Genomic DNA, 15,088 nt, shown 5'->3' on the forward strand with positions numbered 1-15,088 from the left:
ATCTTGATGTCGAGCAATATGAGCACGACTGCAGAGACGACGACGGAAGACGTGGAGCGGAGCCCCCGGTGACTGACTCGACCATTATTTACACGCACACTGACGAGGCCCCGGCCCTCGCGACGTACTCCTTCCTTCCGGTCATCGAGGCCTACGCGTCCACCGCCGGTGTGCGCGTCGAGACCCGTGACATCTCCCTGGCCGGCCGCATCCTCGCCGTGTTCCCGGAGTACCTGGAAGAGGGGCAGCGCATCCCCGACGCCCTCGCCGAGCTCGGTGAGCTCGCGAAGACGCCGCAGGCCAACATCATCAAGCTGCCGAACATCTCGGCGTCCATCCCCCAGCTGAAGGCGGCCATCGCCGAGCTGCAGGAGCAGGGGTACGCGCTGCCCGCGTACCCCGACGAGCCGAAGACCGACGAGGAGCGCGAGATCGGCGCCCGCTACGACAAGGTCAAGGGTTCCGCCGTGAACCCGGTCCTGCGTGAGGGCAACTCCGACCGCCGCGCCCCCGCCTCGGTCAAGAACTACGCCAAGGCCCACCCGCACCGCATGGGCGCCTGGTCCGCCGACTCGAAGACGAACGTCGCCACCATGGGCGTCAACGACTTCCGCTCGACCGAGAAGTCCACGGTCATCGCCGCCGACGACGCCCTGCGCATCGAGCTGGTCGCCGACAACGGCACCACCACGGTGCTGCGCGAGTCCGTCAAGGTCCTCGCCGGGGAGGTCGTCGACGCCTCCGTGCTGCGCGTCGCCGCGCTGCGCGAGTTCCTGACCGCCCAGGTCGCCCGCGCCAAGGAAGAGGGCGTCCTCTTCTCCGCGCACCTGAAGGCCACCATGATGAAGGTCTCGGACCCGATCATCTTCGGCCACGTCGTGCGCGCCTTCTTCCCCGAGACGTTCGCCCGCTTCGGCGCCGACCTCGCCGCCGCCGGGCTCACCCCGAACGACGGCCTCGGCGGCATCTACAAGGGCCTGGAGTCCCTGCCGAACGGCGCTGAGATCAAGGCGTCCTTCGAGGCCGAGCTGGCCGCGGGCCCGGACCTGGCCATGGTCGACTCCGACCGCGGCATCACCAACCTGCACGTGCCGTCCGACGTCATCATCGACGCCTCCATGCCGGCCATGATCCGCACCTCCGGCCACATGTGGGACAAGAACGGCGGCGAGGCCGACACGCTCGCCGTCATCCCGGACTCCTCCTACGCGAGCGTCTACCAGGTCGTCATCGACGACTGCCGCGCCCACGGCGCCTACGACCCGTCGACCATGGGCTCCGTGCCGAACGTCGGCCTCATGGCGCAGAAGGCCGAGGAGTACGGCTCCCACGACAAGACCTTCGAGATCCCGGCCACGGGCACCGTGCGCCTGGTGAACGAGGCCGGTGACGTCGTCCTGGAGCAGACCGTCTCCGAGGGCGACATCTTCCGCGCCTGCCAGACCAAGGACGCCCCGATCAAGGACTGGGTCAAGCTCGCCGTCACGCGCGCCCGCGCCACCGGCGACCCGGCCGTCTTCTGGCTGGACGAGGGCCGCGCCCACGACGCCCAGCTGATCAAGAAGGTCGAGCAGTACCTGCCGGAGTTCGACACCGAGGGCCTGGACATCCGCATCCTGTCCCCGCAGGACGCCACCAAGCTCTCCGTCGAGCGCATCCGCGAGGGCCTGAACACCATCTCGGTCACCGGCAACGTGCTGCGCGACTACCTGACCGACCTCTTCCCCATCCTGGAGCTGGGCACCAGCGCCAAGATGCTCTCGGTCGTCCCGCTGATGAACGGCGGCGGCCTCTTCGAGACCGGCGCCGGCGGCTCCGCCCCCAAGCACGTCCAGCAGCTGGTCAAGGAGAACTACCTGCGCTGGGACTCCCTCGGTGAGTTCCTCGCCCTGGCCGTCTCCTTCGAGCACCTCGCCACCTCCACGGACAACGCCCGGGCCAAGGTGCTCGGCGAGACCCTGGACCGCGCCACCGGCACCTTCCTCAACGAGGACAAGTCGCCGACCCGCCGCGTCGGCGGTATCGACAACCGCGGCAGCCACTTCTACCTGGCCCTGTACTGGGCCCAGGAGCTGGCCGCGCAGACCGACGACGCGGAGCTGGCCCAGGCCTTCACGGCGCTCGCCGGGACGCTCTCCGCGAACGAGCAGAAGATCGTCGACGAGCTGATCGCCGTCCAGGGCAGCCCCGCCGACATCGGCGGCTACTTCCAGCCCGACCCGGCGAAGGCCGCGGCCGTCATGCGCCCGTCGGGGACGCTGAACGAGGCCCTGGCGACCCTCGCCTGATCCCCGCTGCACCCGCACTGCCCCGGACTGCCCCGCGCAGACCGGGGCAGTGCGTCATTTTTGCTGCTGTATCACGCCACTGACCTGGGTAGGCTGCGGCGATGAGCACTCTGGATGACGCACGCCCGGGCATGGACCCGGCGATCCGACCGCAGGACGACCTCTTCGGCCATGTGAACGGCCGGTGGCTGGCCACCGAACCGATCCCCGACGACCGCTCCAGCTGGGGCCCCTTCGTGCAGCTCGTCGACGTCGCGGAGCGGCAGGTCAGGGAGATCATTCAGGAGATCGCGGCGGGCGCGGACACCGGCCTCGACCCGGCGGAGGCCCGTAAGATCGCCGATCTGTACGCGTCGTTCATGGACGAGGAGGCCGTCGAGGCCCGCGGCCTCGACCCGGTGCGCCCGCTGCTCCAGGAGGTCGCCGGGCTCGGCGACGTGCGGCAGCTCGCCGCCTTCCTCGGCCGCTTCGAGCGCATCGGCGGCTCCGGCCTGTTCGGCTCCTACATCGACTCCGACGACCGCGACTCCGACCGGTACCTCTACAACATCCTCCAGGGCGGCCTCGGCCTGCCCGACGAGTCGTACTACCGCGACGAGAAGTTCGCCGAGACGCGCGAGAAGTACGAGGCGTACCTCACCGAGCTGCTGACGCTCGCCGAGCACGCCACGCCGGCCGCCGCCGCGCGCACCGTCCTCGCCCTGGAGACCCGGCTCGCCGAGGGCCACTGGGAGCGGGCCGCGACGCGGGACGTGCAGAAGACCTACAACCTCACCACCTTCGACGAACTCACCACGCTGGCCCCGGCCTTCGACTGGAGCGCGTACGTCGACGGGCTCGGCGGCAACGACGACACCCTCGCGCAGGCCTGCGTCCGGCAGCCGTCGTACCTGGCGCACCTGTCCGAGGTGCTGGCGCAGACCCCGATCGAGCAGTGGCGCGACTGGCTGCTCGTGCGCGTGGTCCGCGGCAGCGCCCCCTACCTGTCGTCGGCCTTCGTCCGCAACAACTTCGAGTTCTACGGGCGCACGCTCAACGGCACCCCGGAGCTGCGGGCCCGCTGGAAGCGCGCCGTGGCGTTCGTCGAGGGCGCCGTCGGCGAGGCCGTCGGCAAGGAGTACGTGGCCCGGCACTTCCCGCCCCGGTCCAAGCAGCTCATGGACGAGCTGGTCGCCAACCTCCTGGAGGCCTACCGGCAGTCCATCGGCGCCCTGGACTGGATGACGGACGAGACCAAGGAGCGGGCGTACGAGAAGCTCGCCACGTTCCGGCCGAAGATCGGCTACCCGGACACCTTCCGCGACTACTCCGCGCTGACCGTCGTCGCCGACGACCTGCTGGCCAACGCGCACGCGGCCGACGCCTTCGAGCACGACCGGCAGCTGGCCAAGATCGGCGCTCCGGTCGACCGCGACGAGTGGTTCATGCTGCCGCAGACGGTGAACGCGTACTACAACCCGGGCACGAACGAGATCTGCTTCCCGGCCGGCATCCTGCAGAAGCCCTTCTTCTCGCCGGACGCGGACGCCGCGGAGAACTACGGCGGCATCGGCGCCGTCATCGGCCACGAGATCGGCCACGGCTTCGACGACCAGGGCGCCCAGTACGACGGCGCGGGCAACCTCAACGACTGGTGGACCGCCGAGGACAAGGCCGCCTTCGAGGCCAAGTCGAAGGCGCTCGTCAAGCAGTACGACGGCTTCTCGCCGCGCAACCTGCCCGGTGAGTTCGTCAACGGCTCGCTCACGGTCGGGGAGAACATCGGGGACCTCGGCGGTCTGACCATCGGGCACACCGCCTACCTGATCTCGCTGAACGGCGCGCCGGTGCCGGTCACCGAGGACGGCGTCAGCGGGTCGCAGCGGCTCTTCCTGAACTGGGCCTACTGCTGGCGCACCAAGCGGCGCAAGGAGCAGGAGCAGCAGTACCTGACGATCGACCCGCACTCGCCGCCGGAGTTCCGGGCCAACATCGTGCGCAACCTCGAGGAGTTCCACACGGCGTTCGCCACGGAGGCGGGGGACGGGCTGTGGCTCGACCCGGCTGACCGCGTGCGGATCTGGTGAGCTGAGCCGGTGCGCGGCGGGGGCGGGGGGGGGGCGCCCCCCCGCCCCCCCCCCCCCGGGCCCCCCCCCCGCCCCCCCGCGCCCCCGCCGGGGGGGGCGGGGGGGGGGGGGGGGGGGGGGGGGGGCCGCCCCGGGGGGGGGGGGGGGGCGGGGCGCGGGGGGGGGGGGGGGGGGGGGGGGGGGGGGGCCCCCCCCCCCCCCCCCCCCCGCCCCGGGGCTCAGCCCCGGACCCGCTGCTCAGCTGATGTGGGTGGTGAGGAACTCCAGCGTCGCCGCCCACGCCTTCGCCGAGGACTCGGGGTCGTACACCTCGGGCCTGCCGTCGTTGAAGAAGGCGTGGTCCGCCGGGTACACACGGAAGTCCGCCTCGATGCCTGACTGCTGCTCGATGGTCCGGCGCAGGCCGTCGAGAGTGGCCACCGGGATCGCCTCGTCCCGCTCCCCGTAGTGGCCGAGGATCTGGGCCTTCAGCCCCGAGAAGTCGGGGACCTCGCCCTGGATGACGCCGTAGAACGGGACGGCCGCGCTCACCCGCGGGTCCGAGGCCGCCAGGTACAGGACGAAGCCGCCGCCCATGCAGAAGCCGACCGCGCCGACGGTCTCCGACGTGACCTCGGGCCGGGCGAGCAGGTGGTCGACGGCGCCGGCGAGCAGCTCGACGCCGCGCGCCACGGGCAGCTCCCGCATCATGCGGAACGCCTCGTCGGAGTCGTGCGCCACGTTCCCGCCGTACAGGTCGGGGGCGAGCGCGACGAAGCCCTGGGCGGCGAGCCGGTCGGCCACGTCGGCGATGTGGTCGGTCAGCCCCCACCACTCCTGGATGACGAGGACGCCGGGGCCGCTGCCGGCGGGCGGCCGGGCCAGGTAGCCGTGGGCGGGGGTGCCGGCGCTGTCGAACGTCACGTTCTGGTGGCTCGGCCGGCCGGTGGAGCGGGGGGTGTCGGGGGTGTCCGCCACGATGTGCCTCCTGAGCTGAGCTCGATGATCGTCCCCCACGATGCCACCGCGCGGGCCGGGGTGTGCACGGGGGTGGTCACATGTGGACGACCGGTGCCGCGTCGGACCCGGCCGCGTTCTGTCCGGCGCCGCGGCGGTAGAGCAGGAAGGCGATGACCGCGCCGGCGGCGAAGAACCCGGCCGACCACCAGAACGCCGTGGTGTAGCTCTCGATCGTGGCCTGTGCCCGGACCAGCTTGTCCGCGGGGTTGCGGCCCGCGAGGTAGCCGGTGGCGGCGCTCGCCGCGAGCGTGTTCAGCAGGGCGGTGCCGATCGAACCGCCCACCTGCTGCATGGTGTTGACCGTCGCGGAGGCCACGCCCGCGTCCTCGGCGGCGATGCCGCTGGTGGCCAGCGCCATGGCGGGCGGCATCACGGCGCCAAGGCCCGCGCCGATGAGCAGCAGCTGCGGCAGCACGTGGCTGGCGAAGCCCGAGTCGACGCCGATCCCGGTGAGCCAGGCCATGCCGGCGGCGGCGACGGCGAAACCGGCGGGGATGACGAGCTTGGGACCGATCCGCGGGACCAGGACCGTCGTGGAGATCTGCGCCATGACCATCAGGGCGGCCATCATCGGCAGGAACGCGACACCGGTCCGCGTCGGGCTGAAGCCCAGGTTGAGCTGCAGGTAGTAGGTGAGGAACAAGAACACGCCGAACATGCCCGCGCCGGTGATCAGGACGGTGACGAAGGAGGCGGCCCGGTCCCGGTCGAGCAGGACGCGCATCGGCAGCAGCGGGTGCTTCGCCCGCGTCTGCCACCAGGTGAAGGCCGTCAGCAGCACCGCGCCCGCGGCCAGGAAGCCCCAGGTCTGCGGGGAGCTCCAGTCGTGCGTCTCGGCGTTCGAGAATCCGTAGACGAGGGAGAACAGGCCGGCCGAGACGAGCAGGGTGCCGGGCAGGTCCAGCTTGGCGCCCGCGGCGTCGCGGTGGCCGCTCAGCAGGACCCAGCCGCCCACGAAGGCCGCGACGGCGAAGACGAGGTTCACGTACAGCGTCCAGCGCCAGTCGAGCGTGTCGGTCAGGACGCCGCCGAGCAGCAGCCCGACCGCGCCGCCGGCCCCGGCGATCGCGCCGTAGACGCTGAAGGCCTTGGCCCGCTCCTTGGCGTCGGTGAACGTGGTGTTGAGCAGGGACAGCGCGGCCGGGGCGAGCAGCGCGCCGAAGACGCCCTGGAGCGCGCGGGCCGTGACCAGCATGCCGAAGCTGGTGGAGGCGCCGCCGAGGACGGAGGCGCCGGCGAAGCCCGCGACACCGATCAGGAAGGCGGGCTTGCGCCCGAAGAGGTCGGCGATGCGGCCGCCGAGCAGCAGCAGCGACGCGAAGGCCAGCGCGTACGCGGTGACGATCCACTGCCGGTTGCCGTCGGTGAAGCCGAGGTCCTGCTGGGCGGAGGGGAGCGCGATGTTCACGATGGTCGCGTCGAGCACGACCATCAGCTGCGCGATGCCGATGATGCCCAGGATCCACCAGCGCCTGCGGGAGGCCGGGGCGCCGGGCGGGGCTGAGGTGCCGGTGGCGCCGGCCAGGGTCGTCTGGGACATGTGAGGCCACTCCAGAGAGGTCACGGGGAGCGAGGACGTCGCCGGCGCCGCGTGGGTGCGGGAGCGCACGCGCGGCCGCGGACCCGTGCGCGACGGCGCCGGATAAAGGAACGAAACGGTTTCGTTCTCGACTCGACGAGCCTACGTCGACGCTAGCGAAACGGCAACGTTTCGCTGGGGTCGGCGGGAGTGATCCGCGCTACATCGCCCTGGGAACGCACCGGTGCCCGGCCTCCCACCAGGGGAGACCGGGCACCGGCCATGCGTGCGCGCGGAGGCGTCAGTCCTTCTGCTGCGCCGCCTGGAGCGCCGTGATGCAGACCGACAGGGCCGCCTGGAGCTCCTCCAGGCGCCGCACCATGTCGTCCTCGTAGATCGCGTCGATCTCCTGGACGTCGTCGAACGTCAGCTCCTCGAAGGCCTTCGTGGCCTTCTGCAGGCTGCTGTAGAACTTCGCGCGCCGCTCCTGCACCCGCAGTTCGGGATCGGACTCGACGGCCTCCGCGACGAGCGTGCGCACCGAGTCGTACGCCTCGCGGGCCCACTCGCCCGCCTCCTCGTCCTCGTCCAGCTCGTCGATCAGGGACAGGTGGCGCTCGGCCTCCTCGCGCAGCTGCGCCGGCGCCTCGATCTTCTGCCCCGCCGCCGTCTTGACCTCGCCCTCCTCGGCGATCCTGCGGACGTACTCGAGCCGGTCGCCGGTCCTGGACTCCTCGGCGACGGCCTTCTTCAGCTCGTCCGCCCGCACGATGTCGCGGGCCAGGCCCGAACGGAGCGCCGGGTCCTCGCCGAGGCGGTCCATCAGCGCCTTGCGGGCGGCCTCCGCCGTGCCCGGGTCGGCGAGGATCGCGGCCCGCAGCGCCGTCGGGTTCTCGGCGACCTCCAGCGCCTTGGTCGGCCGGATGCCCTCGGCCTCCGCGGCCTCGGTGATCGCCTGGCCGCGCACCGAACCGGCGCTGGAGCGCGACACGTAGTAGGACAACCAGAGCTCGGCGTCCGGCAGTTCGATGCCGGCGCCCGGGGTCAGGGCCTCGAACTGGGGCACCACCCCGTCGTCCGCCGCCCGGTCCCACGCCTTGTAGAAGCGCATGACGCGGTCGGCCGAACACTCCGCCAGCTCGGCGAACCTGCGCGCCGAGACCTTGGGTGTCTCGCCGGCGCTCTGGCCGCCGGGCCGGACGCTGCGGGCCACCTTCAGGGCGAAGGTCCAGCCGCCGGTCCGGGCGTAGCCGCCGAACGCCCGGGCGTCGGCGACGACGGCCTCCGCCACGTCGCCTGCGCCCGGCTCGTCATCCTCGTCGGCCGCGCTTTCCGCGCCGTCCTGGGGCTCCTCGTCGCGTCCGGCGGCCGGGGGCTGCCAGAAGTTCTCGTCCGCACCGGAGCCGGCCGGTCGCGCCTGCGGCACCTCGGTCGTGGACCGCGGCTCCGCGGCAGGCGCCTGCCCGGCGTCCGCGCTGGACGGCAGGACGGCCTCGGACGAGTCGGTGGCTACGGTCACGTGCGTACTCCTGCGTGTTCGGGCGGCTGCGGTTCGACGCGACACCCTATCGCTCCCGCCGTCGCCGGAGCGTCCCTGACGTGCCGGGACGGGCGGTCCGCCGGTGCCCGTGACCGGGCCCGCCGGCCGCAGTTCCCCCTTCTGCGGCCGGCGGGCCCGGGCCTCGACCATGCGCCGCGGCGGGAGAGCGAGGGCACGGGAGGCTCTGCACAGCACTATCGCAGCGGACACCGCCGCCGGGAGCGGGCCGAGTGACCCCGGGTGGGGGGCCGAACGGCCCGCGTCGCGTGAACGGCCCGCGCTCAGCCGCTCCCGGCGACCCGGGCCGACCACCGCTGCTCGACCCGGGCGAGGCGCCAGTACGCGAGCGCCGCCGCCCAGACCACCACGAACAGGCCGACGATGACGTAGCCGACGTTGTCGAGGTCGAGCCCGGCTATCCAGCCGGTCACCGCGTCCGAGAGGGAGAGCTTCTCGTGCAGGACGCCGACCAGCTCGATCGTGCCGATGAAGAACGCGACCGCGATCGACAGGCCGGTGATGGTGAGGTTGTAGAACACCTTGCGCACCGGGTTCGAGAACGCCCACTGGTACGCGAAGTTCATGAACGTCCCGTCGAGCGTGTCGAACAGGCTCATGCCCGCCGCGAACAGCAGCGGCAGGCACAGGATCGCGTACCAGGGCAGCCCGGCCGCCGCGCCGCTGCCCGCCATCACCATCAGCGTCACCTCGGTCGCCGTGTCGAAGCCGAGCCCGAAGAGGAAGCCGAGCGGGTACATCTGTCCCGGCCGGGTGATCGACCGGGTGAAGCGGCCCAGCACACGGTTCATGAAACCCCGGGAGTCCAGGTGCGCTTCGAGCTCCCGCTCGTCGTACGAGCCCCCGCGCATCGCCCGGAAGACCTTCAGGATGCCCAGCAGGGCGACGAGGTTCAGGGCGGCGATGAGGTACAGGAACGTACCGGAGACGGTCGTGCCGACGACACCGAGCGCCTGGTGGGTGCGGGACTCGTCGTTCAGCAGGATGCCCGCGAGGGCGGCCCCGCCCGCGACCAGGGCGGCCATCGCGACGACCACGCTGGAGTGGCCGAGCGCGAACCAGAACCCCACGGAGACCGGTCGTCTGCCGTCCGCCATCAGCTTGCGGGTCGTGTTGTCGATCGCCGCGATGTGGTCGGCGTCGAAGGCGTGCCGCATGCCGAGGGTGTACGCGGTGACGCCCAGGCCGATGCCGAAGGCCTTGTTGCCGACCTCGTAGTGCTCGGGGACGACGAGCAGGAACAGCACGCCGAACGCGACGACGTGCAGGGCCGCTATCACCGCCAGGAGCCCCGCGGTGCGCACGGTGTCCTCGCGGCGCCAGCGGAAGGCGGGCGGCCCGGCGGGCCGCGCAGGGGAGTTTCCGGGCAAGGTCATGCCTTGATCACGCTCCAGCACCTCGTGGAATCACTTCGTGAGATGCCGTGGCCGGTCTCCTGGCTTACGGGCGTGCCACGCCGCTCCGGCCTTCCCAGCCGCCGGGCGGCGGCCAGTGGCACGGTGGAGCGGTGCGTCCCGCGCCGTCCCGGGGGCGGAGCGGGGCCCGATCACAGTGGCGAGGGCCGCTCCGGACTTGACCCCTGGGGGCCGTCACCGGTCTTCCCGAGCACCACGGCCCGATCACCCTAGTCGACGCGCTCGCCGGCGCCGACGGGCGGTCAGGCCGGCCGGCGTCCGCGCGCCCGTGCGATCTCCTGGTAGGCCTTGTCCCGGCCCTCCCAGTGCGAGCCGTCCACCGACTTGCCGGGCTCCAGGTCCTTGTAGACCTCGAAGAAGTGGGTGATCTCCAGGCGGTCGAACTCCGGGATGTCCTCGATGTCCTGGATGGCGGCGTGGCGCGGATCGTGGGCGGGGACGCAGAGGATCTTCTCGTCGGGGCCCTTCTCGTCGCTCATCACGAACATGCCGATGGCCCGGCACTCGATGGTGCAGCCGGGGAACGTGGCGTCGGCGGTCAGCACGAGCGCGTCCAGCGGGTCACCGTCGCCGCCGAGCGTGCCGTCGATGTAGCCGTAGTCCGCGGGGTACTGGGTCGAGGTGAACAGCATCCGGTCGAGCCGGATCCGCCCGAGCTCGTGGTCCATCTCGTACTTGTTCCGGGACCCCTGCGGGATCTCCACGATCACGTCGAACGCCTCGCCCCGCGTCTCGCTGCCGCCCAATGTGGCCTCCTTGCCGCATTGCCGCCCGCTCGGATGCCACCGAGTGTGCGCCGTGGGCGGCGAGGGCGGAACCCCTGCGACCGCGGCGGAGTTCACACCGCGGGCGTGAGGGGGAGGACGAGTTCGGGGCGGTCCCAGGCGACGGCGGGCGGACGGGCGGCTGCGGTGCCGGTGCGCACGGCGCCCACGCTGCGGTAGAAGCCCTCGGCCGGTGGGTGCGCGACGACCCGGACGTGGTCCAGGCCCGCGGCGGCGGCCTCCTCGCGCATGTGGGCGACGAGCAGCCGGCCGATGCCCAGGCCCTGGGCGTCGTTCGCGACGAACATCAGGTCCAGCTCCGGCGGGGCGAGGAGCAGCGCGTAGAAGCCGAGAACGCGGGCGGGACGGTCCCGCGCCGTGTCGGTCGCGACGAAGACCCGGTGCGCCTCGATGTAGTCGGGCCCCATCCGGTAGCCCGCGACCATCGACGCGTACTGCCCCTCATAGGCGCGGGAGCCGCGCACGAGCCGGGTCAGCCTCTTGGCGTCGCCCGCGGTGGCCCGCCGCACCGTGACGGCCGGGTCGCGGCCGGGGCGCGTCAGGATCGAAGTCATGAAGCGAGTATTACGCATCCGGCCGGGTGTCAGCGGGTCGGGACCGTCGAGTGGACCTGGCGCAGGAACGCGGCGTTGTCCGGGGTACGGCGCAGCGTGTCGAGCAGCGACTCGTAGGCGCTGTGGGGGTCGCGGCCCTGGAGGGCCCGGCGCAGCCCGCGGACGGCCGCCGACTCCGCGGCGGACAGCAGGAGTTCCTCGCGGCGGGTGCCGGAAGGGGCGAGGTCGACGGCGGGGTGGACGCGGCGGTCGGCGAGGGCACGGTCCAGGCGCAGCTCCATGTTGCCGGTGCCCTTCAGCTCCTCGAAGAAGTAGTCGTCGGCGCGCGAACCGGTGTCGACCAGGGCGGTGGCGAGGACCGTCAGGGAACCCGCCTCCTCCGTGGCGCGGGCCGCGCCGAACAGGCGCTTGGGGCCGAGCAGCGCGGCCGCGTCGACCCCGCCGGAGAGGGTGCGGCCGCCGCCGGACGAGGAGGGGGCCGCGGTGTTGTACGCGCGGCACAGCCGGGTCAGCGAGTCGAGCAGGACCACGACGTCACGGCCCCGCTCGACCAGGCGCTTGGCGCGCTCCACGGCGAGTTCGGCGAGCGCGATGTGGGCCTTGGCCGGCTGGTCGAACGTGGAGGCGTAGACCTCGCCGCGCACGGAGCGCCGCATGTCGGTGACCTCCTCGGGGCGTTCGTCGACGAGCAGCACCATCAGGTGGGCCTCGGGGTGGTTGACGGCGACGGCCGCGGCGAGCTGTTGCAGCAGGACGGTCTTGCCGGTCTTCGGCGGCGCGACGATCAGGCCGCGCTGGCCCTTGCCGACGGGAGCGAACAGGTCGACGACGCGGCCCCCGAGGCCGCTCGCCGGGCTCTCCATGCGCAGGCGGTCGGTGGGGTGCAGGGGGGTGAGGTCGGCGAAGTGAGGGCGAGAGCGGATGCGGGCGGGAGCCGCATCCGTCGGTGCGCCCTCGACGGTCCCGACGTGGTCGAGCGCCTGGGGCCGGGTGCAGGTCCCGGTCACGAAGTCGCCCTTGCGCAGGCCGAGTCGGCGGATCAGGGCGGCGGGCACCTGGACGTCGCCGTCCGTCGGCAGCAGGCCGCTCCCGCGCAGCCGGCCCTGCCCGTTCGCCCCGATGTCGAGGACGCCGGCGGCCGGGGCGGGGGGTCGGGGTGTGGTGGCGGAACGTGCCTGGTCGGCGGGGGTGTTCCGCGGGGGGAGGGTGGTGGTGAGCGTGGTCATGGTCGGTCACGGTCCTTCGGGGTGTGGGTGGGGGTGTGGCTGGGGGGTGATGAGGGTCGGATGGTGGGGCTCGGCCTCCTGCGCTGGGGGCCCTGTGATGGGGGCCCTGCCGTCGGGGGTGGGGTGCCGCGCAGCCGTGGAGCGGGACGGAGATTCCCAGCTCCCCGCGGTGTGGCGGTGGGCACCGCCCATCGGGATGGACCAGGTGTGAGCCCCGTCCCCGGGGGCCGGGGCATCTTGCCCGGAGAACGGGCGGTGGGACGTGCCGCCGGAAAGGAGTGGCGGGCCCGGCCCGTGGAGGGAGCGGATCACGCCCGTGGAGTGGGGCGGCGGGGGCTCACCCCGACAGCCCGTGGCCCGGAAGGGCCTGGTGGCTCAGGGGTGGGGCGAACGGCCCGCCTGACCCTGCTGACCAGGTGCGACGTGTGCCAGGGCCGCGATCCGCAAGGGGAAGTGCGCTCAGGCACGGAGAGGAGAGATCGGCACCGGCGCCTCGAAGGGGGCGTACACATGTGCCGAACAGACCGTACCACTCGATGCGGGATGCGCGCCATGACCGCCCGCCGTCACCCCGCGGACCTATGCTGATCCGCCATGTTCACACCCCAGGGGCCCACCCTCCGCGAGCTGGCCGTGCAGGCGCTGTCGTCGGTCGAGCGCGGCTACGACCTGCTCGCGCCGAAGTTCGACCGGACGCCGTTCCGCACCCCCGACCTCCTGCTCGGCCCGGTCACGCGGGCGCTGCGCGACCTCGGTCCGTACGGCACCGGGCTCGACCTGTGCTGCGGGACCGGGGCGGGGCTCGGCGTGCTCCGCGAGGTGTGCACGGGGCGGAGCGTCGGGGTCGACTTCAGCGCGGGCATGCTGCGGGTCGCGCGCGCCGCCGAACCGGCGGCCTCGTGCGTGCGCGCAGACGCCCTCGCACTGCCCTTCGGGCCGGTCTTCGACCTCGTGGTGAGCTTCGGCGCGTTCGGTCACTTCGTACCGGGCCAGTACCCGGACCTGTTCACCCAGGTGCGCCAAGTGCTGCGCCCCGGAGGTCAGTTCGCGTTCCCGCTGCCGGCGCCGCCGCGCCCCGGTTCGCGCGGGTACTGGGCGATGCTCGGGTTCGACGGCGCGATGCGCCTGCGCAACGCGGTGTGGCGGCCGCCGTTCGTCATGTACTACCGCCCGTTCCGACTCGGCGACGTGCGGCGGGAGTTGGCACGGGCCGGGTTCGACGTCGCGCTGCGGCCCCTGCCCGAGCTGGGCGAGCGACCCGACGGCAGCCCGCGCTGCCGACTGGTCGTGGCTACGCGCCGCTCGTAGCGCGGTCCGTGGGCGCGGGTCAGGGGCCGGCTGCGTGGTGGACGGGAGCGGGAAGGTCACCCCGGTCAGCTCCTGCGAGACGTCCCACAGGCGCTGGGCCACCTCGGTGTCGGTGGCGGCCGGGGCCGCCGTGACCCGGGTCGGCGCCCCGCGCATCTCGCCGCGACCGCCCGGCCCGATGAACTCCCCGCCCCGCACGCCGGGTTCGGTCGCCGCGTACAGCTGGGGCAGCGCGCCCTGCTCCGCCGACTGCGCCAGCGGGCGGGCCAGATGGCCGAAGAGCAGGCGCGGCACCCACACCGTGCCGTTCGTCTGCAGGCCCGTCGCGCTGTACCCGGGGTGCGCGAGGACGCTGCGCAGCGGGGAGCCCGCCGCGGTCAGGCGCCGGTGCAGTTCGAGCCCGAACACCGCGTTGGCCGGCTTCGACTGCCGGTAGAACGCCATCGGCCGGTAGCCGCAGGCGCCGCTCAGATCGGTGAAGTCGATCCGTCCCTTGCGGTGTTCCAGCGAACTCACCGTCACCACCCGCGGATCCGGCGCCTGCGCCAGCAGGTCGAGCAGCAGCGCGGTGAGCGCGAAGTGCCCGAGGTGGTTCGTCGCGAACTGCACCTCGTGCCCCCGCGCGGTGAGGGTGTGCGGCGGCGCCATCACCCCCGCGTTGTTGAGGAGTACGTCGACGCGCGGGTGGTCGGCGCGCAGCCCGTCGGCGAAGGCGTGCACGGAGTCGAGGTCGGCGAGGTCGCGCCGGCGTACGTCGAGCCGGGCGGCGCCGGGCCGGCCCGCGGTCGCGGCGGCGGCCCGCCCCCGCTCCACGTCGCGCACGGCGAGGACGACGTGGGCGCCCCGGCGGCCGGAGTTTCCAAGCGGACCTTCTTCCGCTACTTCGCGTCCAAAGAGGACGTCGTGCAGTTCCTGACCGATATGGGTGCGGACATGGGCGCCGCGCTCGCCGCGCGGCCCGCCGGGGAAGCCCCGGCCGCGGCGCTGCTGCACACCGTGCGGGTGCCCGTCACCACGTGCGCGGCCGATTCCGAACGGGCGCTGCGGGTCGTCCGGTTGATCCTGCGCACCCCCGCCCTGCACGCCCGCTTCCTGGAACGCCAGGCCCAGTGGCGCGACGATCTGGCCGGGGAGCTGGCGCGCCGGTTCGGCCTGGACCCCGCGGCCGACTTCTACCCGCGGCTGGCCACGGGAGCCGCCCTCACCGCCTTCCACGTCGTGCTCCAGCGCTGGAGCACGAGCGACGCGGCGCGGGACCCGGTGGCCCTCCTCGACGAGGCCTTCGCGGTCATCGCCGGTGCGCTGGACGGACCCGCGCCGAGTACGGTGTAGCGGCCGCCCCCCGGTCCCCCTCCCACCGCCGCTGATCT

At 72.9% G+C, this 15,088-nt stretch carries 10 protein-coding genes, 2 pseudogenes and 1 riboswitch; of the genes and pseudogenes, 4 read left to right on the forward strand and 8 right to left on the reverse strand.

Features of this window, described 5'->3' with window-relative positions; translation table 11 throughout:
* Window positions 1-68: 68 nt before the first annotated feature.
* Together ACIBW6_RS17100 and ACIBW6_RS17105 are read left to right on the forward strand one after the other, a co-directional pair.
* On the forward strand, window positions 69-2,288 hold the full coding sequence (locus tag ACIBW6_RS17100) for an NADP-dependent isocitrate dehydrogenase (RefSeq protein ID WP_399060220.1): 2,220 nt from the start codon (window positions 69-71) through the stop codon (window positions 2,286-2,288).
* A 101-nt stretch (window positions 2,289-2,389) separates the two neighbouring features.
* Window positions 2,390-4,354, forward strand: coding sequence for a M13 family metallopeptidase (locus tag ACIBW6_RS17105; protein ID WP_399060222.1), 1,965 nt, complete (start codon window positions 2,390-2,392; stop codon window positions 4,352-4,354).
* Window positions 4,355-4,591: 237 nt separating this feature from the next.
* Here the strand turns inward: ACIBW6_RS17105 and ACIBW6_RS17110 are convergent, their stop codons facing one another.
* From ACIBW6_RS17110 to rho, 7 genes are all read right to left on the reverse strand, one after another.
* Window positions 4,592-5,311: a dienelactone hydrolase family protein gene (locus ACIBW6_RS17110; RefSeq protein ID WP_399060224.1), complete on the reverse strand. Its 720-nt coding sequence runs from the start codon at window positions 5,309-5,311 to the stop codon at window positions 4,592-4,594.
* A gap of 76 nt (window positions 5,312-5,387) precedes the next feature.
* The gene (locus tag ACIBW6_RS17115) at window positions 5,388-6,893 is read right to left on the reverse strand and encodes an MFS transporter (RefSeq protein ID WP_399060225.1); all 1,506 of its coding nucleotides are present in this window, start codon (window positions 6,891-6,893) and stop codon (window positions 5,388-5,390) included.
* 280 nt (window positions 6,894-7,173) lie between these two features.
* Complete coding sequence (locus ACIBW6_RS17120) at window positions 7,174-8,391, reverse strand: hypothetical protein (protein WP_399060227.1); 1,218 nt, start codon at window positions 8,389-8,391, stop codon at window positions 7,174-7,176.
* Between the two features lie 302 nt (window positions 8,392-8,693).
* A complete protein-coding gene (locus ACIBW6_RS17125) occupies window positions 8,694-9,806 on the reverse strand; it encodes a HoxN/HupN/NixA family nickel/cobalt transporter (protein WP_399060229.1) in 1,113 nt (370 codons plus the stop codon).
* Between the two features lie 31 nt (window positions 9,807-9,837).
* Window positions 9,838-10,058: riboswitch (cobalamin riboswitch) on the reverse strand.
* Between the two features lie 29 nt (window positions 10,059-10,087).
* Window positions 10,088-10,591, reverse strand: a complete 504-nt coding sequence (locus ACIBW6_RS17130) for an inorganic diphosphatase (protein WP_399060231.1) — start codon at window positions 10,589-10,591, stop codon at window positions 10,088-10,090.
* A gap of 92 nt (window positions 10,592-10,683) precedes the next feature.
* Complete coding sequence (locus ACIBW6_RS17135; protein WP_399060232.1) at window positions 10,684-11,184, reverse strand: GNAT family N-acetyltransferase; 501 nt, start codon at window positions 11,182-11,184, stop codon at window positions 10,684-10,686.
* 29 nt (window positions 11,185-11,213) lie between these two features.
* Complete coding sequence (rho, locus tag ACIBW6_RS17140) at window positions 11,214-12,410, reverse strand: transcription termination factor Rho (RefSeq protein ID WP_399060234.1); 1,197 nt, start codon at window positions 12,408-12,410, stop codon at window positions 11,214-11,216.
* Between the two features lie 594 nt (window positions 12,411-13,004).
* Here rho and ACIBW6_RS17145 point away from each other — a divergent pair.
* The gene (locus ACIBW6_RS17145; RefSeq protein ID WP_399060236.1) at window positions 13,005-13,718 is read left to right on the forward strand and encodes a class I SAM-dependent methyltransferase; all 714 of its coding nucleotides are present in this window, start codon (window positions 13,005-13,007) and stop codon (window positions 13,716-13,718) included.
* A gap of 51 nt (window positions 13,719-13,769) precedes the next feature.
* On the opposite strand, the pseudogene ACIBW6_RS17150 reads toward ACIBW6_RS17145, so the two are convergent.
* Window positions 13,770-14,567, reverse strand: a pseudogene (locus ACIBW6_RS17150) (oxidoreductase); the annotation flags it as partial.
* Between ACIBW6_RS17150 and ACIBW6_RS17155 the strand changes: the two are divergent.
* Window positions 14,565-15,050: pseudogene (locus ACIBW6_RS17155) on the forward strand (TetR family transcriptional regulator); the annotation flags it as partial. The pseudogenes ACIBW6_RS17150 and ACIBW6_RS17155 overlap by 3 nt on opposite strands.
* Window positions 15,051-15,088: the final 38 nt, after the last annotated feature.

The organism is Streptomyces sp. NPDC049813 (genome assembly GCF_044465085.1).
Taxonomy (GTDB): Bacteria; Actinomycetota; Actinomycetes; order Streptomycetales; family Streptomycetaceae; genus Streptomyces.